Annotated in this window: 20 protein-coding genes; 10 read left to right on the forward strand and 10 right to left on the reverse strand. The window is 73.0% G+C overall.

The window, feature by feature from the left end:
* Window positions 1-76 precede the first annotated feature (76 nt).
* The 4 genes from ACF1ED_RS11860 to ybaK all read left to right on the forward strand — a co-directional run bounded on the left by ACF1ED_RS11860 (window position 77) and on the right by ybaK (window position 4,106).
* The gene (locus ACF1ED_RS11860; protein WP_391759185.1) at window positions 77-1,672 is read left to right on the forward strand and encodes an oxidoreductase; all 1,596 of its coding nucleotides are present in this window, start codon (window positions 77-79) and stop codon (window positions 1,670-1,672) included.
* Window positions 1,673-1,787: 115 nt separating this feature from the next.
* Complete coding sequence (locus tag ACF1ED_RS11865; RefSeq protein WP_391759187.1) at window positions 1,788-2,834, forward strand: hypothetical protein; 1,047 nt, start codon at window positions 1,788-1,790, stop codon at window positions 2,832-2,834.
* A 10-nt stretch (window positions 2,835-2,844) separates the two neighbouring features.
* A complete protein-coding gene (locus ACF1ED_RS11870; protein ID WP_391759189.1) occupies window positions 2,845-3,582 on the forward strand; it encodes an LON peptidase substrate-binding domain-containing protein in 738 nt (245 codons plus the stop codon).
* Window positions 3,583-3,608: 26 nt separating this feature from the next.
* Window positions 3,609-4,106: a Cys-tRNA(Pro) deacylase gene (gene ybaK, locus ACF1ED_RS11875; RefSeq protein ID WP_391759191.1), complete on the forward strand. Its 498-nt coding sequence runs from the start codon at window positions 3,609-3,611 to the stop codon at window positions 4,104-4,106.
* A gap of 10 nt (window positions 4,107-4,116) precedes the next feature.
* Here the strand turns inward: ybaK and ACF1ED_RS11880 are convergent, their stop codons facing one another.
* From ACF1ED_RS11880 to ACF1ED_RS11895, 4 genes are all read right to left on the reverse strand, one after another.
* Window positions 4,117-4,728, reverse strand: a complete 612-nt coding sequence (locus ACF1ED_RS11880) for a DUF2567 domain-containing protein (protein WP_391759193.1) — start codon at window positions 4,726-4,728, stop codon at window positions 4,117-4,119.
* Between the two features lie 34 nt (window positions 4,729-4,762).
* Window positions 4,763-5,587 carry an ABC transporter permease gene (locus tag ACF1ED_RS11885; protein ID WP_391759195.1) on the reverse strand — a complete coding sequence of 275 codons (825 nt, stop codon included), beginning with the start codon at window positions 5,585-5,587 and terminating at the stop codon, window positions 4,763-4,765.
* 67 nt (window positions 5,588-5,654) lie between these two features.
* Complete coding sequence (locus ACF1ED_RS11890; protein WP_391759197.1) at window positions 5,655-6,638, reverse strand: ABC transporter ATP-binding protein; 984 nt, start codon at window positions 6,636-6,638, stop codon at window positions 5,655-5,657.
* 11 nt (window positions 6,639-6,649) lie between these two features.
* Window positions 6,650-7,954 carry an NYN domain-containing protein gene (locus tag ACF1ED_RS11895; RefSeq protein ID WP_391759199.1) on the reverse strand — a complete coding sequence of 435 codons (1,305 nt, stop codon included), beginning with the start codon at window positions 7,952-7,954 and terminating at the stop codon, window positions 6,650-6,652.
* A gap of 235 nt (window positions 7,955-8,189) precedes the next feature.
* Between ACF1ED_RS11895 and ACF1ED_RS11900 the strand changes: the two genes are divergently transcribed.
* Window positions 8,190-8,360, forward strand: coding sequence for a hypothetical protein (locus ACF1ED_RS11900; RefSeq protein WP_351100189.1), 171 nt, complete (start codon window positions 8,190-8,192; stop codon window positions 8,358-8,360).
* A 110-nt stretch (window positions 8,361-8,470) separates the two neighbouring features.
* Here the strand turns inward: ACF1ED_RS11900 and dnaE are convergent, their stop codons facing one another.
* Window positions 8,471-12,010, reverse strand: coding sequence for a DNA polymerase III subunit alpha (gene dnaE, locus ACF1ED_RS11905; RefSeq protein ID WP_391759201.1), 3,540 nt, complete (start codon window positions 12,008-12,010; stop codon window positions 8,471-8,473).
* 194 nt (window positions 12,011-12,204) lie between these two features.
* Here dnaE and ACF1ED_RS11910 point away from each other — a divergent pair, with 194 nt between their 5' ends.
* The 5 genes from ACF1ED_RS11910 (at window position 12,205) to ACF1ED_RS11930 (ending at window position 18,277) form a co-directional block, all read left to right on the forward strand.
* Entirely contained in the window at window positions 12,205-13,530 is a 1,326-nt protein-coding gene (locus ACF1ED_RS11910; RefSeq protein ID WP_391759203.1) for a DUF2252 domain-containing protein, read from the forward strand.
* Window positions 13,531-13,591: 61 nt separating this feature from the next.
* On the forward strand, window positions 13,592-14,275 hold the full coding sequence (locus tag ACF1ED_RS11915) for a hypothetical protein (protein ID WP_391759205.1): 684 nt from the start codon (window positions 13,592-13,594) through the stop codon (window positions 14,273-14,275).
* Between the two features lie 51 nt (window positions 14,276-14,326).
* On the forward strand, window positions 14,327-15,142 hold the full coding sequence (locus tag ACF1ED_RS11920; protein ID WP_391759207.1) for a DsbA family protein: 816 nt from the start codon (window positions 14,327-14,329) through the stop codon (window positions 15,140-15,142).
* 189 nt (window positions 15,143-15,331) lie between these two features.
* Window positions 15,332-16,981, forward strand: coding sequence for an alkaline phosphatase D family protein (locus tag ACF1ED_RS11925; RefSeq protein WP_391759209.1), 1,650 nt, complete (start codon window positions 15,332-15,334; stop codon window positions 16,979-16,981).
* A gap of 339 nt (window positions 16,982-17,320) precedes the next feature.
* Complete coding sequence (locus ACF1ED_RS11930; protein ID WP_391759211.1) at window positions 17,321-18,277, forward strand: zinc metalloprotease; 957 nt, start codon at window positions 17,321-17,323, stop codon at window positions 18,275-18,277.
* Window positions 18,278-18,352: 75 nt separating this feature from the next.
* On the opposite strand, the gene ACF1ED_RS11935 is transcribed toward ACF1ED_RS11930, so the two are convergent.
* The 5 genes from ACF1ED_RS11935 to lspA all read right to left on the reverse strand — a co-directional run bounded on the left by ACF1ED_RS11935 (window position 18,353) and on the right by lspA (window position 22,693).
* Window positions 18,353-18,934: a dienelactone hydrolase family protein gene (locus tag ACF1ED_RS11935; protein ID WP_391759213.1), complete on the reverse strand. Its 582-nt coding sequence runs from the start codon at window positions 18,932-18,934 to the stop codon at window positions 18,353-18,355.
* Window positions 18,935-18,982: 48 nt separating this feature from the next.
* Window positions 18,983-20,569, reverse strand: coding sequence for a Na+/H+ antiporter (locus ACF1ED_RS11940; RefSeq protein ID WP_391759215.1), 1,587 nt, complete (start codon window positions 20,567-20,569; stop codon window positions 18,983-18,985).
* An 87-nt stretch (window positions 20,570-20,656) separates the two neighbouring features.
* Window positions 20,657-21,124, reverse strand: a complete 468-nt coding sequence (locus tag ACF1ED_RS11945) for a GNAT family N-acetyltransferase (RefSeq protein WP_391759216.1) — start codon at window positions 21,122-21,124, stop codon at window positions 20,657-20,659.
* Window positions 21,121-22,062: an RluA family pseudouridine synthase gene (locus tag ACF1ED_RS11950; RefSeq protein ID WP_391759218.1), complete on the reverse strand. Its 942-nt coding sequence runs from the start codon at window positions 22,060-22,062 to the stop codon at window positions 21,121-21,123. Before ACF1ED_RS11950 ends, ACF1ED_RS11945 begins: the two co-directional genes overlap by 4 nt.
* A 52-nt stretch (window positions 22,063-22,114) precedes the next feature.
* Complete coding sequence (gene lspA, locus ACF1ED_RS11955) at window positions 22,115-22,693, reverse strand: signal peptidase II (RefSeq protein WP_391759220.1); 579 nt, start codon at window positions 22,691-22,693, stop codon at window positions 22,115-22,117.
* Window positions 22,694-22,771: the final 78 nt, after the last annotated feature.

Genomic DNA, 22,771 nt, shown 5'->3' on the forward strand with positions numbered 1-22,771 from the left:
AAGAACGACTGTACGAATCCACGACTCCCGGCAAGCGGAGTGGTGGGAGCGCATCGGGGAGAGCGAGGGGGCGGCAGTGACCGAGCCGCACGAGGACGGAATGCCGGACGGTCTCACGGGACCTGAGACGGCCATGTGGCAGGCGTTCCGGATCGGCAGGACCTGTGATCTGACGGAGGGGGTGCCGGAGCGGGACGACCCGTTCGGGGAGGTGCCGTGGGGGCCGGAGCGGAGCGTGCGCGCCGACGTGGTGGCGGCGCTGCTGCTCGACGGGCCGCCGGCCCGGTCGGGCCGGGTGGCCGCGCTGAAGCTGCGCGGGGTGCGGATCACCGGCGTGCTGGGCCTGGCCGGCGGGACCGTGGCGCCCTACGTGGAGCTGCACGACTGCCGCTTCGACGACGAGGTGGCGCTGCCCGAGGCCCGCTTCGGCACGCTGCGGATGGTCGGCTGCGCGCTCCCCCGCCTGGAGGCGGCCCGGCTGCACACGGAGGGCGACCTGCACCTGCCGCGCTGCCGGGTGCGGCGGGGCATCCGGCTGACGGACGCGCAGATCGGCACGGACCTGCTGATCAACCAGATCCAGGTGTGGCCGGACGGGCGCGGCCGGGCGGTCACGGCGGACGGCATGGTGGTGGCGCAGGACCTCCAGGCCGAGCTGATCGAGACGCACGGCGAGTTCAGTCTGCGCGGGGCGAAGGTCGGGGTCTCGCTCAGCCTGCGGGGCAGCGTGCTGCGCGGGGACCGGGGCCGGCGCGCGCTGAACGCCCCGCAGCTGTCGGTGGAGCGGACCCTGTACCTCAACGCGGCCTGGGTCTACGAGGGCGGCGGCCAGTCCACGGCGACCCCGCCCTACGGCGTGACGCCGGTGCGGGACGCCCGGCGCAAGCCGGCCGAGTTCCACGGCGGGGTGCGGCTGGACGACGGCCGCTTCGGCGACGCGGTGGACCTCAACCACGCCCGCTTCCTGCTGAGCGGGGCGCGCCGGGAGGAGCTGTCGCTGCGCCGGATCGTCACCCCGGAGCTGAGGTTCAACGGCGAGCGGCCCGAGGAGGGCCGGGTGGTGCTGAACGGCGCGAAGGTGGTGACGCTGATCGACCTGTCGACCAGCTGGCCCGACCCGGGCGGGCTGGCGATGAGCGGCTTCGTCTACGAGAACCTGGTGCCGTACGGCCACTTCCCGCTGGCCCGGCGGCTGGCCTGGGTGGCGGCGGCGACGCCGGAGTACGCCCCGGAGCCGTACGAGCGGCTGGCGGCCGTGCTCCGCGCCAGCGGGGAGGACGAGGACGCCCGGGAGGTGCTGCTCGCCAAGCAGCGGCGCAGACGCGAGACGCTGCCGATCGCCGGGAAGCTGTGGGGGTACGTCCAGGACTGGACGGTGGCGTACGGCTACCGGCCGGGCCGGGCGGCGCTGTGGATGGCGGTGCTGTGGGCGGCGGGCACGCTGGCCTTCTCGCGGTACGAACCGGTGCCGATCAAGGAGGGCGAGGGCCCGGCGTGGAACGGCACGCTGTACGCCCTGGACCTGCTGCTGCCGGTGATCACGCTCGGCCAGGACGGCTACTGGCGCCTGGAGGGCGGCTGGCAGTGGGCGGCTGCGGTGCTGATCCTGCTCGGCTGGATCCTGGCCACCACGGTGGCGGCGGGCGCCACCCGCCTGCTGCGGAGGGGGTGAGCCGCTCCCCCGGGCGGACGGCGTGACGGCCGGGGGGAGACCGGGTGAGATCCGGGTGAAGGGAGGCCGGCGGGGCGGGCCCGGAGGGTCCCCCGGTGGGAAGATACGTCCTGCCATGTCCTTCTTCCGCGCCCTGGTCCGCACCGCCCGTTCGGCCCGGCACGCCCCGCGCCTCGCCGCGGGGCTGACGCCGGACGACGACGTGCTGCTCGACGCCCCGGACGGGCGGCTGGCGCCCGCCCTGGTGGCCGCCGCGCTCGGCGACCCGGAGCCCGCGGCCAAGCTGCTCGCCACCACGCGGGACGCCGGGGAGTGGGAGGACCGGGACCGCTATGTGGGACGGCTCGCAACCTTCGCGTACAGCCGGGGCGAGTGGCTGGACCGGTGGCTGGAGGCCGCGCCGGGGGACCCCGACGCCCTGCTGGTGGCCGCGCAGCTCGCGGTCCGCCGGGCCTGGGAGTCACCGGCCCGGGCGGAGCGGCTGCGCGAGCTGGACCCGCTGCTGCGGCCGCTCACGGAGGACGCCGGGCGCGACCCGGTGCCGTGGCGGCTGGCGCTCGACCACGCGCGCGGCGCGCACGCGGGCCACGCGGTCTTCGAGGGCCTGTGGGAGCAGGCGCTGCTCCGCTCCCCGCACCACTACGGCTCCCACGTCGCGGCGCTGAAGTACCTGTCGGCGCAGTGGTACGGCTCGCAGCGGGCGGCCTACGACTTCGCGGAGCAGGCGGCCGACGACGCGGCGCCCGGCTCGCTGGTGCGGGCCCTGCCGGTGCGCGCCGCCTACGAGGGGCTGCGTCCGCTGCCGGGCGCGGGCCGGGACCGGCCGGCGGGACCGGCGGCGGACGGCGCGCGGATCGACCGGGCGGCGGACCGGGGCCTGGAGCTGTCGGCGGCGTTCGCGGCGGGCGACCCGTGGCCGGCCGAGGCGCGGAACCTGCTGGCGTACGTGCTGGTGGAGCGGGGGCGGTGGGAGGAGGCGCTGGCCGAGTTCGGCCGGACGGGGCCGTACGCCACCTCCTTCCCGTGGGGCGTCGGCGGCCACGATCCGCTCCGTCGGTTCCTGGCCACCCGGGACCGGACCCGGGCGGAGCTGGCGCGCCGGACCGCGCTGTGGGGGCGGGCTGGGGGAATCCCCGGACGGAGCGGTCCGCGCGGCCATTAGGCTGGCCGCTGTGACCACCGCTCGCCTGCCCCTCTTCCCGCTCAACGCGGTGCTGTTCCCCGGCCTCGTGCTGCCCCTCAACGTCTTCGAGGAGCGGTATCGCGCCATGATGCGCGCACTGCTCGACATCGACGCCTCCGAGCCGCGGCGGTTCGCCGTGGTCGCGATCCGGGACGGGCACGAGGTCGCGCCCACCGCGCCCGGCATGCCGGATCCGACGGCGCTGCCCGAGAAGGGCCCGGCGGCGGGCTTCGGGCCGGACCCGATCAAGAGCTTCCACCCGGTGGCGTGCGTCGCGGACGCGGCGAGCATCCGGCAGCGGGGGGACGGCTCGTACGAGGTGATGGTCACCGGCACCACGCGGGTGCGGCTGCGGGACGTGGACGCGAGCGGCCCGTTCCTGACGGCCGGGACCGAGGAGCTGCCGGAGAAGCCGGGCGAGGAGGCCGAGGCGCTGGCCGAGGGCGTGCTGCGGGCCTTCCGCGCCTACCAGAAGCGGCTGGCGGGGGCGCGGGAGCGGTCGCTGACGACCACGGAACTGCCCGACGACCCGTCGGTGGTGTCGTACCTGGTCGCCGCGGCGGCCCAGGTGGACGTGCCCACGAAGCAGCGGCTCCTGGAGGCGCCGGACACGACGGCCCGGCTGCGCGAGGAGCTGGCGCTGCTGCGCGCGGAGACGGCGGTGCTGCGGCACCTCCCGTCGCTGCCGGCGGTGGAGCTGACCCAGGCGCCCACCTACCCGAACTGACGGAGCGAGGGAACCGAGGAAGCCCCGTGGCGAAGAAGAAGCAGAAGAACGGCGGAGGCACCCCGGCGACGGTGGCCCTGGCCGCGGCGGGCACGGCGTACACCCTGCACGCCTACGAGCACGACCCGGCGACCCCCTCGTACGGCGAGGAGGCGGCGGAGGCGCTGGGCGTCACGCCCGACCGGGTCTTCAAGACGCTGGTGGCGGACGTCGACGGGGAACTGACGGTGGCGGTGGTGCCGGTCGCCGGCCAGCTGGACCTGAAGGCGCTGGCGTCGGCGGTGGGCGGCAAGCGGGCGGCGATGGCGGACCCGGCGGCGGCCGAGCGGACGACCGGCTACGTCCGGGGCGGGATCTCGCCGCTGGGCCAGCGCAAGCGGCTGCGCACGGTGCTCGACTCCTCGGCGTCCGCCCACGCCACGATCTGCGTCTCGGCGGGCCGGAGGGGCCTGGAGGTCGAGCTCTCCCCCGCCGACCTGGCCGCGCTCACCTCGGCGGTGCTGGCCCCGATCGGCCGCGGCTGACCCCCGCGGGTCAGTGCCCGGGGGCGTCCCAGTCCTGCTCCGGGTCGCGGGGCCCGAAGACGCCGGTCAGGAGCAGGTGGACGACCATCGCGGCGAGCGGCCAGGCCAGCATCGCGGCGGCGCCCATCTGGAGCTTCAGCGGGGCGTCGAAGACGACCTCGGGTCCGACGGCCTTGGCGTGGGCGACCACGTCCGAGGTCGGTCCCAGCTTGGTCCCCAGCCACCAGGCGAGCAGCGAACCGAGCACGCCGCCGGCCGCGAGGCCGAGGACGAGCGTCACGCCGCCCTTGCGGCGGACCAGGAAGACCACGAGCCCGGCGACCGCGCCGAAGGCGAGGGCGAGGAGGACGAAGGTGCCGTCGGCGCCGATCGCGGCCTCCCCCTCGGAGTTCCGCAGATAGACGCCCTTGCCGTCGGAGATCAGCTGGACCGTGGGCGCCAGCCACACCCAGAGCGCGCCGAGCACGGCCCCGGCGGCCGCGGAGGCGGCCGTCACCACGAGGCCCTGGACGACCTCGGCCGCGGTGATCGGGTCGCCGGCCGGCCCCTGGTGCGGCGGGGGCGGCGGGGGCCACGACGGATCGTGCGGCGGCTGCTGGGAGGGCGTCAGGGGTGCGGTCACCCCGCCATCGTGCCAGGTGTGCCCGTGGCCCGCCTCAGCGGACCGCGGCCCTGCGGTAGGCCCAGGTGGCGACGGCCAGCGACAGGACGCCGACGGCGCCGCAGACCCCCAGGTCGAGGACGACGGCCGCCCAGTCCGGGTGCGGGTCGAAGGCGCGGGCCAGGGCCTCGACGCCGTACGTGGAGGGCAGCAGGTCCCGCGCCCAGCCGATCGGCTGCGGCATCCGCTCGCCGGGGAGCACGCCCAGGAGCAGCGCGGCGGACATGCCGAGCTGGCCGAGGAGGGTGGCCAGCTCCTGGCGGGGGGCGAGCAGCCCGAGGGCGGCGCCGAGCCCGGCGAGGGCGGCTCCGGAGAGCGGGACGACGGCGGCGAGCAGCCACAGGTGGCCGAGCGGCAGGCCGAAGAGGACGGCGCCGGTGACGGCGGTGACGAGCGTGCCGGGGACGGTGAAGGAGGCGTACGCGCCGGCGGCGCCGAGCACCACGGCGGCGGGCGGCACCGGCAGGGTGGCGTAGTGGTCGAGGCCGCCGCCCGCCCTGAGCTGCCCGAAGTACTGGGCGAGCAGGTTGAGGGCGACGAAGGCGACGACGAGGACGGTGGAGCCGGCGACGACCGCGCGGGCCTCGGAGCCGCCGTCGACGACCCCGCGCATCAGGATCATGATCCCGATGGACTGGAAGGTGGCGACGAAGAGCAGCGGGATGCGGGCCACCCGGGCCCGGCTGAGCTGCGCCTTGTAGACGGCGGCGAGGGAGGGCAGCAGCCGGGCGGCCGGGGCGAGGGGCGCGGCCTCCCCGGCGTCTCGGACCCGGGCGGCCGGCACGCCGGCCGGCAGGGCCTCGGCGGGCAGGGTGCTCAACGCGGACAGCTCCTGGAGGTGGCGTGCGGTACGTGGGGGGCCGCGCCGGTGGTGCGGGGGGCGGGGTTCATGCCTTCACCAGTCCTTCGCGGGCGGCGCCGCCGAGGGCGAGGTAGACGTCCTCCAGGCTGGGCGTGGCGAGGGTGAAGTCGTCGAGGGCGGCGAAGGCGGCGCCCCCGGTGACCGCGGCGACGGCCGCGCGGGCGTCGTCGGGGGCGAGCCGGAGGACCCAGCGGCGGCCGGACTCCTGGGCCAGCTCGCGCAGGGCGGCGACCTCGGGGAGGCCGAGCGGGGCGGACTCGCGCCACAGCAGCTCGACGCGGACCTCGCCGGCGACGCGCTCCTTGAGCCCGGCGGGGGTGTCGCAGGCGATCACCCGGCCGCGGTCGAGGACGGCGACCCGGTCGAGGACGGTCTCGGCCTCGATGACGTTGTGGGTGACGAGGAGGACGGTGGTGCCGTGTTCGGCGCGGCGGCGGTCGACGGCGGCCCAGACGGCGCGGCGGGCGACCGGGTCCATGCCGGTGGTGGGCTCGTCGAGGACGAGGACGGGCCGGTGGCCGACGAGGGCGGTGGCGAAGCAGGCGAGCCGCCGCTGGCCGCCGGAGAGCTTCCTGAGCGGCCGGCCGGCCAGCCCGCCGAGGCCCAGCTCGTCGAGGACGGCGTCCCGCTCGGCGCGGGCGTCGGCGGCGGTGAGGCCGCGCAGCCGGCCGGTGGTCTCGGCGGCGAGGGCGACGGTCAGCTCGTCGAGGGCGGTGGACTCCTGGCCGAGGTAGGCGAGGAGGCGGGCGGCGCGCTCGGGGTGGCGGACGAGGTCGTGGCCGAGGAGCTCGACGGTGCCGGAGTCGGGGCGCATCAGCCCGGTCAGCTGGCGGACCAGGGTGGACTTGCCCGCTCCGTTGGGTCCGAGCAGCCCGAAGACCTCGCCGCCGCGCACGTCGAGGCTGATCCCGTCGGTGGCCCGCACCTCGGGGGTCGCGGGCGCGCCGCGCCCGCCGCGCGTGGCGGGGTACGTCTTGACCAGGTCCCGCACCACGCACACCGTACTCACGGGGGAAGAGCCTACGGGGTCACCGGGCCGGGTCCGGGCGCGGGGGCTTGTTCGGCGGCGGCGCGGACGTCGATCTCGCGCCAGAAGCCGGCGCGGATGGCGTAGCGGTCGTGCTCGTCGATCTGGTCGTCCTTGTGGGCGAGGAGACCGAACCGGGCGGCGTAGCGGAGGAGTTCGCCGTCGATGCGGTGCGGGATGCGGGGGTAGAGGACGGAGAGCCGGTGGACGTGGCTCTGTTCGGGGAGCCGCTCCAGCCACCGCCGGGCGAACACCTGTCCGACCTCGAAGGGGTCGCCGCCGACGGTGGTGATGTCGTCCTCGCGGTCGGCCCAGCGCTGCTCGGCGCTGGTGAGCTGGGCGAGGGTGGGCAGCGAGGCGGTCTCGGGCGGCTCGCCGAGGGCGGTCGCGGGCCGCTCGATCCAGCCCCGGTCGGAGGACCAGCGCAGGGCGCTGGCCGTCTGGGGCGCGGCGGGGTGCGGTGCGGCGGCGGGGCGCAGTCCGGCGAGGTCCTTGGGGGTGGGGACGGCCTTGCCGGCGGCGGGGGCCGGGACGGCGTGGCCGTGGCCGTGGCCGTGGCCGTCCGCGGAGGGTGCGGGGGCTCCGGCGGGGGCCTGCCGTCCGTTCCGCTCGGCGGCGGCCTCGGCGGCCCGCTCGGCGGCCCGCTCGGCGGAGGCGAGGGCCGCCTCGGGCAGCGGCGCGGAGAGGATGGCGGCGATCTCGGGGCGGGGCGCCGGCGGCGGGGCGCAGACGCCGGTGAGGTCCTTGGCGCGGACGGCCCGGGTGATCCAGGTCCGGTCGAGGACGCGGCGCTCGTCGGCCTCGGCGACCAGGTCCTCGGACTGGTTGTAGTCGCCGTCGGCGGCCTGGACGGCCCAGAGGTGGACGGCGACGCCGTGCTCCTTGGCGGACATCAGTCCGGGCAGCAGGTCGCCGTCGCCGGTGACGAGGACGATGTCGGTGCAGGCGCGGTTGCGGGCCAGCTCGGTCAGCTCGGTGTGCATGGCCGCGTCGACGCCCTTCTGGGCCCACCGCCCGTCGCTGCGGGTCAGGGCCCCCAGCCGGACGGTGACCCGGGGCATCACGCGCAGCCTGCGGTGCTCGGGCTGGGGGACCCGGTCGGGGGCCCCGTCGAACCAGTAGATCCGCAGCAGCGGGAGGCCGGTCTCGGTCTCGGCGCGTTCCCTCAGCTGCTGGATGAGACCCGCGTGGTCCACGCTGATGCGGGAGCGGGCCGGTTCCCCGGCGAGCAGGCTGGCGGCGGCCCCCAGCAGATAGCCGGCGTCCACCAGAACGACGCATCGGTCCACGTGCTCCACCCTCTTTCGGATCTCGGCCGGACTCGGGATCTCAGGTGTTCCGGGTTCCTTCGAGTCTGCCCGACGGCCAGGGGGTTGACGGCCGGAACTGGATCATCGGCGTGGCGGAGCCGCGCCGGGCCTCCGCGCGGGGTGCCCTCACGCACCGTAATGATCCAACATGCGGCGGTTTCTCCCGTGTGTGAGTCTGACAGCGGCTTTGGCCCCCAGATCCCTTCGAGGAGGCATCATCCCCATGGCCAAGAACCGCAACCAGAACCGTCAGAAGCAGCAGTCGCCGGCCGAGCGCGGTGCCCAGCAGGCGCAGCAGTCGTCGATGGAGTCCCAGGCCGAGAACCGCGCCTCCCAGGTCACCCCCGGTGACATGGCGCGGAAGGGCCGTCAGAAGCGCTTCGGCCACAACTGACGCCCGGTACGGACGGCAAAGGGGCGCGCCCGTGACGACGGGCGCGCCCCTTGCGCGTGCGCGCGGGCGGACGGTGCGGACGGGCCGTTCGGGCGGACCGTCCGGGTGCGCTATCCGGCCAGGCAGGCCGGGCCGAGCAGCACCTTCAGGTCGCCGAAGAGGGCGGGGTCGGCCGTCACCCGGTGCCGGTCGAGACGGAGCACGGTGGTGGTGCGGGGGCCCTGGAGCTTGATCCGCACCTCGGTGTTGCCCTTGTGGTGGCGGAGGATCTCGTCCAGTCGGCTCACCATCGGCGGGGTGACCTTGAGGGCCGGGATGGTGAGGACCACGGGGGCGTTGGTCCCGGCGTTGGACAGGTCGGGGACCATCAGCTCCATGGCGACCAGCCGGGGGACGTCCTCGCGCTTGTCGAGCCGGCCCTTGACGAAGACGACGGCGTCCTCGACGAGCTGGGTGGAGACCAGCTGGTAGGTGGCGGGGAAGAACATGCACTCGATGGAGCCGGCGAGGTCCTCGACGGTGGCGATGGCCCAGGCGTTGCCCTGCTTGGTCATCTTCCGCTGGAGGCCGGAGATGATGCCGCCGATGGTGACGACCGCGCCGTCGGCGTGCTCGCCGCCGGTGAGCTGGGAGATCGCCGCGTCGGTCTTGTCGGACAGGACGTGCTCGATGCCGAAGAGCGGGTGGTCGGAGACGTACAGGCCGAGCATCTCACGCTCCTGGGCGAGCAGGTAGGACTTCTCCCACTCGACGTCGGAGAACTCGACGTCGAGGCCGAAGCCCGGCTCGTCGCTCGCCTCGTCGCCCATGCCGCCGAACAGGTCGAACTGTCCCTCGGCCTCCTTGCGCTTGACCGCCACCACGTTGTCGATCATCGGTTCGTGGTGGGCGACCAGGCCCTTGCGGGTGTGGCCCATCTCGTCGAAGGCGCCGGCCTTGATGAGCGACTCGACGGTCCGCTTGTTGCAGACGACGGCCTCGACCTTGTCGAGGAAGTCGGGGAAGGTGGCGTACTTCCCCTTCGCCTTGCGCGACTTGATGATCGACTCGACGACGTTGGTGCCGACGTTGCGGACGGCGGAGAGGCCGAAGAGGATCACGTCGTCGCCCTGGGCGGCGAAGTTGGACTCGGACTCGTTGACGTTGGGCGGGAGCACCTTGATGCCCATGCGGCGGCACTCGTTCAGGTAGACCGCGGACTTGTCCTTGTCGTCCTTGACCGAGGTCAGCAGTCCGGCCATGTACTCGGCCGGGTAGTTGGCCTTGAGGTAGGCGGTCCAGTAGGAGACCAGGCCGTACGCGGCCGAGTGGGCCTTGTTGAAGGCGTAGCCGGCGAAGGGGACCAGGACGTCCCAGAGGGCCTTGATGGCCTCGTCGCTGAAGCCCTTCTTCTTGGCGCCGGCCTCGAAGATCACGAAGTTCTTCGCCAGCTCCTCGGGCTTCTTCTTGCCCATCACGCGGCGGAGGATGTCGGCCTCGCCGAGCGAGTACCCGGCGATGATCTGGGCGGCCTTCTGCACCTGCTCCTGGTACACGATGAGGCCGTAGGTGACCGCGAGCACCTCTTCGAGCGGCTTCTCCAGCTCGGGGTGGATCGGGGTGATCTCCTGCTGCCCGTTCTTGCGCAGCGCGTAGTTCGTGTGCGAGTTCATGCCCATCGGGCCCGGCCGGTACAGGGCGGACACGGCGGAGATGTCTTCGAAGTTGTCGGGCTTCATCAGCCGCAGCAGGGACCGCATGGGCCCGCCGTCGAACTGGAAGACGCCGAGGGTGTCGCCGCGCTGGAGGAGCTCGAAGGTCTTCGGGTCGTCGAGCGGGAGGGCCAGGAGGTCGAGCTCGATCCCCTTGTTGGCCTTCACCATCTTGACGGCGTCGTCCATGATCGTGAGGTTGCGCAGGCCCAGGAAGTCCATCTTGAGCAGGCCGAGCGACTCGCACTGGGGGTAGTCCCACTGCGTGATGGTGACGCCGTCGGTGTGCCGCACCCAGATCGGGGCGTGGTCGACGATGGGCTCGCTGGACATGATGACGCCGGCGGCGTGCACGCCCATCTGGCGGACCAGGCCCTCGACGCCCCGGGCGGTGTCGATGACCTTCTTGACGTCCGGCTCGTTCTCGTACATCGCGCGGATCTCGCCGGCCTCGCCGTAGCGCGGGTGCGAGGGGTCGGTGATGCCGTTGAGGTCGATGCCCTTGCCGAGGACGTCGGCGGGCATGGCCTTGGTGAGCCGGTCGCCCATGGCGTACGGGTAGCCGAGGACGCGCGCGGAGTCCTTGATGGCGTTCTTCGCCTTGATCTTGCCGTAGGTGCCGATCATGGCGACCTTGTCGGAGCCGTACTTCTCGGTGACGTACCGGATCACCTCGACGCGCCGGCGCTCGTCGAAGTCGATGTCGACGTCGGGCATGGAGATGCGCTCGGGGTTGAGGAAGCGCTCGAAGATCAGGCCGTGCGGGATCGGGTCGAGGTCGGTGATGCCCATGGCGTACGCGACGATCGAGCCGGCCGCGGAGCCTCGGCCCGGGCCCACCGCGATGCCCTGCTTCTTGGCCCACATGATGAAGTCGGCGACGACGAGGAAGTAGCCGGGGAAGCCCATCGAGATGATGGTGTCCATCTCGTACTCGACCTGCTTCATGCGGTCCTCGGGGATGCCCCCGGGGAAGCGGCGGTGCATGCCGCGCATGGTCTCCTCGCGGAACCAGGTGACCTCGGTGTAGCCCTCGGGGATGTCGAACTTCGGCATCAGGTTCTTCTCGACGAACATGCCCTCGGTGGTCACCTGCTCGGCGACCAGGAGGGTGTTGCGGCAGCCCTCCTGCCAGGCGTCCGAGGAGTCGACGGCGTACATCTCGTCCGTGGACTTGAGGTAGTAGCCGGTGCCGTCGAAGCGGAAGCGGTCCGGGTCGGAGAGGTTCTTGCCGGTCTGGATGCACAGCAGCGCGTCGTGGGCGGTGGCCTCGTGCGCGTAGGTGTAGTGCGAGTCGTTGGTGACCAGCGGCGGGATGCCGAGCTTCTTGCCGATCTCCAGGAGGCCGTCGCGGACCCGGCGCTCGATCTCGATGCCGTGGTCCATCAGCTCCAGGAAGTAGCGGTCCTTGCCGAAGATGTCCTGGTACTCGGAGGCCGACTTCAGGGCCTCGTCGAACTGGCCGAGGCGCAGCCGGGTCTGGAGCTCGCCGGAGGGGCAGCCGGTGGAGGCGATCAGGCCCTCCGACCACTGCGAGATGGTCTCCTTGTCCATCCGGGGCCACTTCTGGAGCCAGCCCTCGGCGTAGGCGTCGGAGGAGAGCTTGAAGAGGTTGTGCAGTCCGGTGGCGTTCGCCGCCCAGATCGTCTTGTGGGTGTAGCCGCCGGAGCCGGAGACGTCGTCCCGCTTCTGGTGCGGCTGACCCCACTGGATCTTGCGCTTGTTGCGCCGGGACTCGGGGGCGACGTACGCCTCGATGCCGATGATCGGCGTCACGCCCGCCTTCTTGGCGCTGTGGAAGAAGTCGTACGCGCCGTGCAGGTTGCCGTGGTCGGACATGGCGATGTGGGTCATGCCCATCTCGTTGCACGCGTTGAACATGTCCTTCAGCCGCGCGGCACCGTCCAGCAGGGAGTACTGGGTGTGGACGTGGAGGTGCGTGAAGGGCGGCTTGGTCACGGGGGGTGCCTCCGGCGATGCTGCGATCTCCCGGGGAGCGACCCCCGGGCCCCCGCTCTCCGGGGGGACAGCCCCGAAGTCTACGTCGGACGAGTGACAGGAGGAGGGCACCGAGGGCTAGGGTCGCGCGTTGGGTGAGGTGAAACACCTGCCCCATTTGTCTGGACCCCGTCACGTACCAGGAGGCACCCTCGATGCCGGTCCCCCAGCCCGCCGCCGACGAGCGCGGTGAGCAGATCCTCGCCGTCTTCGACACCGCCTTCGGCGAGCTCCTCGCCGCCGACCCGGCCGCCTTCCGGGTCAAGTTCCGGAAGATGGCGGGCTCCGCCTTCGCCTTCTACCGGGGCACCGCCTGCCTCTTCTACCAGGACCTGGAGCAGGAGGCCCACGAGGGCCCGTTCCTGGACGAGCGGACCGGCCGGGTGTGGATCCACGGCGATCTGCACGCGGAGAACTTCGGCACCTACATGGACGCCAACGGCCGCCTGGTCTTCAACGTGAACGACTTCGACGAGGCGTACGTGGGCCCCTTCACCTGGGACCTCAAGCGGCTCGCCGCCTCGCTCGCCCTGATCGGCTACGCCAAGGCGCTGAGCGACGAGCAGATCACCCACCTGGTCCGGATCTACGCGGCCGCCTACCGGGAGCGGATACGCGCCCTGGCCTCCGGCGCCCGCGGCGACCAGGCGCCCGGCTTCACCCTGGAGACCTCCGACGGCGCGCTGCTCGGCGCGCTGCGCGAGGCCCGGGCGATGACCCGCTTCGGGCTGCTGGAGTCGATGACCGAGATCCGGGAGTACGAGCGCCGCTTCGCGCCCGGCGGCGGGGCGATCGAGCTGGACGCGGCGACCCGCTACAAGGTGCTGGCGGCCTTCGACGGCTATCTGGCGACCCTGCCGGAGTCCTCGCTGGTCCGCCCGGACTCGTACCGCGTGAAGGACGTCGTCGGGCGGCGCGGGATCGGCATCGGCTCGGCCGGCCTCCCCTCGTACAACATCCTGCTGGAGGGGCACAGCGACGCCCTGGAGAACGACGTCGTGATCTACATGAAGCAGGCGCAGACGCCGGCGGTGTCGCGGCACGTCACGGACCCGGCGGTGCGGGGCTACTTCCGGCACGAGGGGCACCGCACGGTGATCTCGCAGCGGGCGCTCCAGGCGCACGCGGACCCGTGGCTGGGCTGGACGGAGCTGGACGGCGCCGGGCAGCTGGTGGCCGAGGTCTCGCCGTACGCGGTGGACCTGGACTGGTCGGACATCGACGATCCGCAGGACATCGCGCTGACCGTGGGGGACCTGGGGCGGGCGACCGCGACCATGCACGCGGCGGCGGACGAGTCCAGCGGCCACTCGCTCGTGCCGTTCTCCACGGAGCAGGCCATCGACGCGGTGATCGCGGCCGACGAGGAGGGCTTCGCGGAGCTCCTGGTGGAGTTCGCCCACGCGTACGGGGCACGCGCGCGTGCCGACCACCAGATCTTCGTGGACCTCTTCCGGAACGGCCGGATCCCGGGGCTGTAAGCGGTCGCACAGCTCTTTCTTAGGGGGTGCTTACGACCTGCCGTGGCACACTCGTCCAATAATGGACATGGCAGGGACGCGGCTGAGGGCGCTGCGGGCAGCGGTCTTCACGGCACTGGTCGTGACCCTGTCCGTGGCCTCCCACGTGCTGCTCTCCCGGGCGCCGCTGCCGCTGGCCACGGTCCTGCCGGTCGCCGCCGGGGTCTTCGCCGTGGCGTACGCGCTGGCCGGCCGGGAGCGCGGCTTCGGCCCGATCGCGGGGGTGCTCGTCCCGCTGGAGCTGGCCGCCGACACCCTCTTCACCTCCGGTCAGGCCGTCTGTTACGGCCCCTCCGGCGGGCCGGTCGCCGGCGCGCTGCGGTCCTTCGGGGTGGAGGTGCTGTGCGGCGGGGCCGTGGGCACGCCGCTGCCGGGGGTCGCCGCGCCCGAGGGCGGGGCCGCCGCGGTGCTCGCCTCCCCCGATCCGGCGCTGCCGTGGCTGCTGCTCAGTGCCCACGTGCTGGTCGGCCTCTCGGCCGCGAGCTGGCTGCGCGGCGGCGAGCGGGCGCTGGCCCGGCTGCTCGGCGCGGCGGCGGCATCGGCCTTCCGGCCGCTGGAGCTGCTCGCGGCCCTGGTCGGCGCGGACCGCCCGGCGGCAAAGGGCCCGGCGCGTCCGGCGCCCCGGCCGCGCCCGTCCCGGACGCGCCTCCTCGTGCACTCCGTGGGGCGGCGGGGGCCGCCGCGGGGACCGCTCGCTCTCGTCTGAGCGCACGGTCCCCCGACTTTCCCCCTTTTCACTCCCCGGAGATTCACGATCATGAGTGCACGCAACAACCAGGCCAGCAAGGCCGCCGCCCGCGAGCGTCTGCGCGTGGAGCGCGAGCGCCAGGCCAAGAAGGACCGGGCCCGCCGGCAGCTGGTCGTCGGCGTCTCGGCGGTGGCCGTGCTCGCCGCCGCCGGCGGCATCGGCTACGCGGTCGTCCAGGCCAACCGGCCGACCGCGTGGGAGACCGCGGCCGACGCGAAGACGGTCACGGCCCCGAAGAACACCGAGGGCGCGAACGGCACGACCGTCGTCGTCGGCAAGGAGTCCGCGAAGAAGACCCTGGAGGTGTACGAGGACTCCCGCTGCCCGGTCTGCGCGACCTTCGAGCAGTCGGTCGGCTCCACCGTCGAGAAGGACGTCGAGGCCGGCAAGTACAAGCTCAAGTACGTGGGCGCGACCTTCATCGACAACATGGACCAGGGCGAGGGCTCGAAGAACGCCCTGTCGGCGCTCGGCGCGGCGCTCGACGTGAGCCCGGAGGCCTTCCTCGACTACAAGGCGGCGCTCTACTCGGCGAAGTGGCACCCGGAGGAGAGCGAGGACAAGTTCGCGAAGGACTCCTACCTCCTGGAGGTCGCGGACACGGTTCCGGCACTGAAGGGCAACGCGGCCTTCAAGAAGCACGTGGAGGGCGGCACCTTCGACGCCTGGGCGATGAAGATGTCGAAGACCTTCGACGAGAGCGGCGTGACGGGTACGCCGACGCTGCGGATGGACGGCAAGACGCTGACGGCCGAGGGTTCGCAGAACCCGCCGCTGACCGTCGAGGAGTTCAACGCCGCCCTCACCCCGGCCCTGGCCGGCTGACCCTCCTCTCCTCCGCCTCCCCGGTCCGCGCGGACCGGGGAGCGAGGGACGGAGGGCGGAGGGCGAGGGGCGAGGGGCGGAGGGCGAGGGGCGCCGCCGGGAGATCGTCGTGAGCGGCGGGCGAATCCCCGGAGAACTTTCCGGATTCCGTCTGTCAACCTTTCGTACCCGTCAGTAATCTGACTGGCCGTGACCAGTCACCTCATACCTCCCGCCCCCACGCGGCGCACGGTCGTCAAGGCCGCCGCCGTCACCGCCGTCGCCACCCCCGCGCTGCTCGGCGCGGCGGCGCCGGCCCTCGCGGACGCCCCGGCGCCCGCCTTCCTGCACGGCGTCGCCTCGGGCGACCCGCTGCCCGACGGCGTCCTGCTGTGGACGCGCGTCACCCCCTCCCCCGAGGCCGTGCCCGGCTCCGGGCTCGGCGCGGACGTCCGCGTCGACTGGGAGGTGGCCGAGGACCGCTCCTTCGCCCGGGTCGTCGCCTCCGGTTCGGCCACGGCGGGCGCCGCCGCCGACCACACCGTCAAGGCCGACGTCCGCGGACTGCGCCCGGCCACCGCGTACTTCTTCCGCTTCACCGTCGGCGGGGCCGTCTCGCCCACCGGCCGCACCCGCACCGCCCCGGCCGCCGACTCCGCCGCGCCGGGCGTCCGCTTCGGCGTGGTGTCGTGCGCCAACTACGAGGCCGGCCACTTCTCCGCGTACCGCCACCTGGCCGCCCGCGCCGACCTCGACGCGGTCCTGCACCTGGGCGACTACATCTACGAGTACGCGAGCGGCGTCTACCCGGAGGCGAAGGACACCGTCCGGACGCACGAGCCGCGCCACGAGATCGTGTCGCTCGCCGACTACCGCACCCGGCACGGCCGGTACAAGACGGACCCCGACCTCCAGGCGCTGCACGCGGTCCACCCGGTGGTGGCGATCTGGGACGACCACGAGTTCGCCAACGACGCCTGGACCGGCGGGGCCGAGAACCACACCCCCGGCGCCGAGGGCGACTGGGCGGCCCGGGTCGCCGCCGCCAAGCGGGCCTACTTCGAGTGGATGCCGGTCCGCGCCTCCACCGAGGGCACGGTCTTCCGCCGGATCCGCTTCGGCAGGCTGGCCGATCTGCACCTCCTGGACCTGCGCTCGTTCCGCTCCGCCCAGGCGAAGACCGGTTCCGGCACGGTCGACGACCCGGACCGCACGATCACCGGCCGTGCGCAGCTCGACTGGCTGAAGTCCGGCCTGGCCGGTTCGGACGCCGCCTGGCAGCTGGTCGGCACCTCGGTGATGATCTCGCCGGTCGCCTTCGGCTCGCTGCCCGCGTACCTGCTGGAACCGCTCGCCGAGCTGCTGGGGCTGCCGGCCGAGGGGATCGCGGTCAACGTCGACCAGTGGGACGGCTACACCGACGACCGCAAGGAGCTCCTGGCGCACCTGAGCTCCCGGGCGATCAGGAACACCGTCTTCCTGACCGGCGACATCCACATGGCCTGGGCCAACGACGTGCCGGCCAGGGCGGCCACGTACCCGCTCTCGGCTTCGGTGGCCACCGAGTTCGTGGTCACCTCTGTGACCTCGGACAACCTGGACGACCTGCTGAACGTCGCCCCCGGCACCCTCTCGGTGGTGGCCGCGGGGGCGGTGAAGGCGGCCAACCGGCACGTGAAGTGGGTGGACATGGACCACCACGGCTACGGCGTGCTCGACGTGACCGCCGAGCGCTCGCAGATGGACTACTACACGGTCTCCGACAAGCGCGATCCGGCCGCGAGCGCGTCCTGGGCCCGCTCCTACCGGACGCTCAGCGGAACGCAGCGCGTCGAGCGAGTGTACCAGCCGGTCATCTGAGCGACGACTGACCGTCGATTTTCAGCCATGATCCTCTTTGTTAACGGGAGATCACACGGCTACGGCGGGTGGTGGATCCGGAGGCTCGAAACCGGACACACCACCCGCCACCGGTACGGCTTTCGTTACGTCGATGTCTCAAACTCCGGAAGCCGCGCCAAAATTTCTTCCCGATGAGCCGAATTGTCCTCCGATTGATTGGGCCTGATCACCGCTCAACGGTGTCTGACATGGACGCGTAATCTCCCCGCCGTGGCGAGGAAGTACCTCTCCACCACCCCCCGCGAGGAGTCACCTGTGCGTGCTCTTGTCCGTATATCGCCGCGTACGTCACGTCGTGTGCTCGGCACCGCCGTCCTGGCCGGAACCCTGGCCCTGACGCCCCTTTCCGCCCCCGTCATCGCCCAGGCGTCCCCCACCCTGGCCGGCGCCTCCGCCGAGGAGTGCGCCGACGACACGGCCGCCCTGTCCGGAGCCCGCAAGGAGAAGGGCGCCGACACCCACGCCCACGAGCCGAACGAGGTCTCCGCCGCCCAGGCCAAGGCCATGGACGCGGACCTCGGCAAGAAGCTCTCCGAGCTGAAGTCGAGCGGCCGGCTCTCCGCCACGGCCGCCGCCGCCGGGGCGAACATCCCGGTCTACTTCCACGTCGTCCACAGCGGCACGACGGGCAAGCTGAGCGCCACGGACATCAACAACCAGATGAACGTGCTCAACGCGGCCTTCGGCGGCCAGGGCACCGGCAACGTGAACACCGGCTTCCAGTTCACGCTGGCCGGCACCACCTACACGGACAACGCCAGCTGGTACAACCTGGCCTCCGGCTCCACCGCCGAGAAGTCCATGAAGCAGTCCCTCCGCCAGGGCGGCGCGAACGCGCTGAACATCTACACCGCCAACCTCAGCGGCGGCCTGCTCGGCTGGGCGACCTTCCCGTCCTCGTACAACTCCAACCCGTCCATGGACGGCGTGGTCCTGCTCGACGCCTCCCTGCCGGGCGGCTCGGCGGCCAACTACAACCAGGGCGACACCGCCACCCACGAGGTCGGCCACTGGATGGGCCTGTACCACACCTTCCAGGGCGGCTGCAACGGCAACGGCGACTACGTCACCGACACCCCGGCCGAGAAGTCCCCGGCGTACGAGTGCCCGACCGGCCGCGACTCCTGCGCCTCCAAGACCGGTGTGGACCCGATCCACAACTTCATGGACTACACGTACGACGCGTGCATGTACCAGTTCACCACGGGCCAGGTGACCCGGATGAACGACCACTGGACCGCGTACCGCGCCTGACGGCCCGTCCGCGCACGCTGATCCGCGCGAAGCGGACGGCCCCCGGGGAGCACTCCCCGGGGGCCGTCCCCGTCCTCAGTCCTCCTCGCCGAGCCCGTCGAGGAAGTCGAGGGCGACCGCCCAGGTCCGCTCCGCCGCCTCGGCGTCCCAGTCCGGCAGCTCCGGGTCCGTGTACACGTGCCCGGCCCCCCGGTAGCGGTAGACCTCCACCTCCGCCCCGGCCTTCCGCATCTGGAGGTACCAGGCGGACAGCCAGTCGTCGGTCTCGAACGGGTCGGGTTCGGCCACGTGCAGCTGCACGGGCAGGGCGTCCACCGAGGCGTTCGGCGCGAGGTCCGAGGTGCCGTGGAGGAGCAGCAGTCCGCGCGCCTTCTCGTCGCCGAGCGCCAGGGTCTGGGCGACCGAGGCGCCGAAGGAGAAGCCCGCGTAGACGAGACCCCGCTCCGAGTAGGGGGCGGCGGCCAGCACCGCGCGCTTCAGCAGCTCGTCCGAGCCGATCTCGTCCTTCTTCGCCATGCCCTCCTCCACCGATTCGGTGGTCCAGCCGTCGAAGAGGTCCGGCACCCACACCTGGTGGCCGGCGGCCCGCAGCCGGTCGGCGGCGGCCTCGACGGCCGGGCGCTTCCCGTGCACCGAGTGGAAAAGCATGATGTCCATGCCCGCCATCCTGCCACCCGCCGCCGGGGACGCGCCGGAACCCCCAGGTCAGCGCATGGACCGCACATCGAGGTGGCGCAGCACCCGGTCGACCACCTCGGGGTCGGCGCCCGGCTCGCTGCGCGCCGAGAGCACCGCGTGGCGCGCGGCGGACATCATCTCCCGCTGGATCGCCTGGAGCCGCTTCACCCGCTCGACCCGCTCGGCGAAGGCGGCCCGCCGCTCCTCGTCCACCATGTCCGGGCTGATCCGCGCCCCGATGTCGAAGGCCCCGCGCTGGAGCCGTTCGGCGACCTCCTCGGGCAGCTCCTCGACCTCCTCGATCTCCTTCAGCCGCCGCTTGGCGGCCTTCGCGGCCCGCAGCGCCAGCTCCCGCTCGAAGGCGCGCTCGGCGTCGGCGTCGGCCCGCACGCCGAGCGTGCGCACCAGCCAGGGCAGGGTGAGCCCCTGCACCACCAGGGTGGCGAGGATCACGCAGAAGGCGAGGAAGATCAGCTCGTCCCGGCCGGGGAAGGGCGAGCCGTCCTCGGTGGTGCGGGGGATGGCGAGGGCCAGCGCGACCGAGGCCACCCCGCGCATCCCCGACCACCACATGACGACGGTCTCCCGCCAGCTCGTCGGGATCTCCTCGTCGACGTCCCGCCGGTCGTGCAGCCTCTGCGCCAGCCAGCCGGCCGGCAGCAGCCACAGCAGCCGGACCCCGACGACCACGGCGACGACCGCCGCGCCCCAGGCGAGCATCTCGCCCAGGTGCCCCTCGGCGACGCCGAGGACGTGGATCAGCTCCAGGCCGATGAGGCCGAAGGCGATGCCGGTGACGAGGGTGTCGACGATCTCCCAGAAGGTCTGGCCGGCCAGCCGTCCCATCACGTCGTCGGCGTCGGCCGCGTACTCGGCGAGGAAGAGGGCGGTGACGAGGACCGCGAGGACGCCGGAGCCGTGCAGCTCCTCGGCGAGGACGTAGGAGACGAAGGGCACGAGGAGGGTGAGCCCGGTCTGCAGGGTGGCGTCGCCGAGGAAGCCCATGAGCTTGTTGGTGGCCCAGCCGAGGGCGAGGCCGACCGCGACGGCCACCACCGCGGACAGGACGAACTCGCCCAGCGCCTCGGGCCAGGAGAACTCGCCGCTCACCACGGCGGCGATGGCCACGTGGTAGAGCACGATCGCGGTGACGTCGTTGAAGAGCCCCTCGCCCTCCAGGATCGACACCAGGCGCCGGGGCAGCCCCAGCGAGCCGGCCACGGCGGTCGCCGCGACCGGGTCGGGCGGCGCGACCAGGGCGCCGAGCGCGAGGGCGGCGGCCAGCGGGATCCCCGGCACCAGCGCGTTCGCCACCGCGCCGACCGCGGCCGTGGTGACGAAGACCAGGGCGACCGCGAGCAGGAAGATCGGCCGCCGGTTCGCCGCGAACTGCCGCCAGGAGGTCCGCTGCACCGAGGCGTAGAGCAGCGGCGGCAGCACCAGCGGCAGGATGAACTCGGGCGGGATGTCGACGTTCGGCACGAACGGCAGGAAGGCCAGCACGATCCCGAGGAGCGTCATCAGGACCGGCGCGGGCAGACCGAGCCGGTCCCCCAGGGGGACGGTCAGCAGGGCGCCGAGGAGCAGCAGGAACAGGAGGGCCAATTGATCCACGGCCCCACCCTGTCACGTACGTCCGTTTTGGCGGCGATTACCCCATTGATGGAGTCACATGTCCGCTGTGGTACGGGGCGGTCGCGCTCAGAGCGCGCGCCGCATCGCCCGGTGCGGGATGCCCGCGTCCGGGAACTCGCCGCCGTACGCCACGTATCCCAGCCGCTCGTAGAAGCCGAGGGCCCGGGTCTGGGCGTGCAGGTCGACGGCGGCCAGGCCGCGCTCGCGGGCCGCGTCCTCGATGGCCCGGACCAGCGCCGCGCCGACCCCGAGGCCGCGCGCGTCGCCGGTGACGGCGAGCCGGCCGAGCGAGCCGACGGAGGCGTCCGCCCCGGTCCTGCCGGTCGCGTCGGCCCCGTGGAGCAGCCGCCCGGTGCCCAGCGGCACCCCGTCCTCGCGGACCGCGAGGACGTGCACGGCGGTGGAGTCGTACGCGTCGTACTCCAGCTCCCTCGGGACGCCCTGCTCCTCGACGAAGACCGCGCGGCGGACCGCGAAGCACTTCTCCAGGTCGTCCTCGCCCGCGGCCTCGCGGACCGCGTACGCCCCGCTCACCGGCTCTCCGCCTCGATGCGGTCCAGGGCGGTGCGCAGGTCGTCCGGGTAGGTGGACTCGAACTCGACCCACCGGCCGTCGCCGGGGTGCTCGAAGCCCAGCCGGACCGCGTGCAGCCACTGGCGGGTCAGCCCGAGCCGCTTGGCCATGGTCGGGTCGGCGCCGTAGGTGAGGTCGCCGACGCAGGGGTGGCGGTGGGCCGACATGTGCACCCGGATCTGGTGGGTGCGGCCGGTCTCCAGCTTGATGTCGAGCAGCGAGGCCGCGCGGTAGGCCTCGATCAGGTCGTAGTGGGTGACCGACGGCTTGCCCTCGGCGGTCACGGCCCACTTGTAGTCGTGGTTCGGGTGCCGGCCGATGGGCGCGTCGATGGTGCCGCTCAGCGGGTCCGGGTGGCCCTGGACCAGCGCGTGGTAGCGCTTCTCGACCGTGCGCTCCTTGAACTGGCGCTTGAGCGAGGTGTACGCGTACTCCGACTTGGCGACCACCATCAGGCCGGAGGTGCCGACGTCGAGGCGGTGCACGATGCCCTGGCGCTCGGCGGCGCCCGAGGTGGAGATCCGGTAGCCGGCGGCGGCGAGGCCGCCGATCACGGTGGTGCCGGTCCAGCCGGGGCTGGGGTGGGCGGCGACGCCGACCGGCTTGGTGATCACCACGATGTCGTCGTCGTCGTGGACGATCTCCATGCCCTCGACGGGCTCGGCGACGATCTGCACCGGGGCGGGGGCGCCGGGCATCTCGACCTCCAGCCACGCGCCGCCGCTGACCCGCTCGGACTTGCCGACGACGGAGCCGTCGACCTGGACCTTCCCCGCGGCGGCGAGCTCGGCCGCCTTGGTACGGGAAAACCCGAACATACGGGCGATGGCGGCGTCGACGCGCTCGCCCTCCAGGCCATCGGGAACGGGCAGGGTGCGGATCTCGGGACTCGTGCTCACCCGTCGAGTATGCCTTGTGCGCACGCCTGCTCGTTCTGCGCGCGGGCCCGGCTCAGTCCTTGTGGACCGTGCCGTCGGGGTCCAGGCCCCGGAAGGACAGGATGACGATCAGGATGCCGCCGCAGACGATCGCCGAGTCGGCGAGGTTGAAGACGGCGAAGTGGGCCGGGGCGATGAAGTCCACGACCGCGCCCTCGAAGACGCCCGGCGAGCGGAACAGCCGGTCGGTGAGATTGCCGAGCGCGCCGCCGAGCAGCAGGCCCAGCGCGATCGCCCAGGGCAGGCTGTAGAGCTTGCGGGCCAGCCGGACGATCACCACGATGACGGCCGCGGCGATGCAGGTGAAGACGATCGTGAACGCCTCGCCCATGCCGAAGGCCGCGCCCGGGTTGCGGATCGCCTCGAAGCGGAGCAGGTCGCCGATCACCTTGATCGGCTCGCGGCCCTCCAGCTTCTCCACCACGACGATCTTGCTGCCGAGGTCGATCAGATAGGCGAGCACGGCCACCACGAAGAGCGCGACGATCCGCCGCTTGCCCCGGGGCCGCTCCTCGGAGCGCTCCTCGGGGGCGGCCGAGTCCTCGGCCCCTGCTGAATCCGGCGTACCGATGACGCTCTCCGCCTCTGCCACGTGAGTGAGTCCCTCGTACCTCGATGCCTGACCGTGCACCGAGAGTACGGCACAGGCGTACGGGACCGGCAGCCCGTG

This window comes from Streptomyces sp. NPDC014656, from assembly GCF_043084305.1.
In the GTDB taxonomy this organism is placed as follows: domain Bacteria; phylum Actinomycetota; class Actinomycetes; order Streptomycetales; family Streptomycetaceae; genus Streptomyces.

Coding starts and splice junctions, on each gene's coding strand:
- ACF1ED_RS11900 (WP_351100189.1), top strand. CDS start 8,190: ATGGCCAAGAACCGCAACCAGAACCGTCAGAAGCAGCAGTCGCCGGCC.
- ACF1ED_RS11910 (WP_391759203.1), top strand. CDS start 12,205: ATGCCGGTCCCCCAGCCCGCCGCCGACGAGCGCGGTGAGCAGATCCTC.
- ACF1ED_RS11935 (WP_391759213.1), bottom strand. CDS start 18,934: ATGGACATCATGCTTTTCCACTCGGTGCACGGGAAGCGCCCGGCCGTC.
- ACF1ED_RS11915 (WP_391759205.1), top strand. CDS start 13,592: ATGGACATGGCAGGGACGCGGCTGAGGGCGCTGCGGGCAGCGGTCTTC.
- ACF1ED_RS11920 (WP_391759207.1), top strand. CDS start 14,327: ATGAGTGCACGCAACAACCAGGCCAGCAAGGCCGCCGCCCGCGAGCGT.
- ACF1ED_RS11865 (WP_391759187.1), top strand. CDS start 1,788: ATGTCCTTCTTCCGCGCCCTGGTCCGCACCGCCCGTTCGGCCCGGCAC.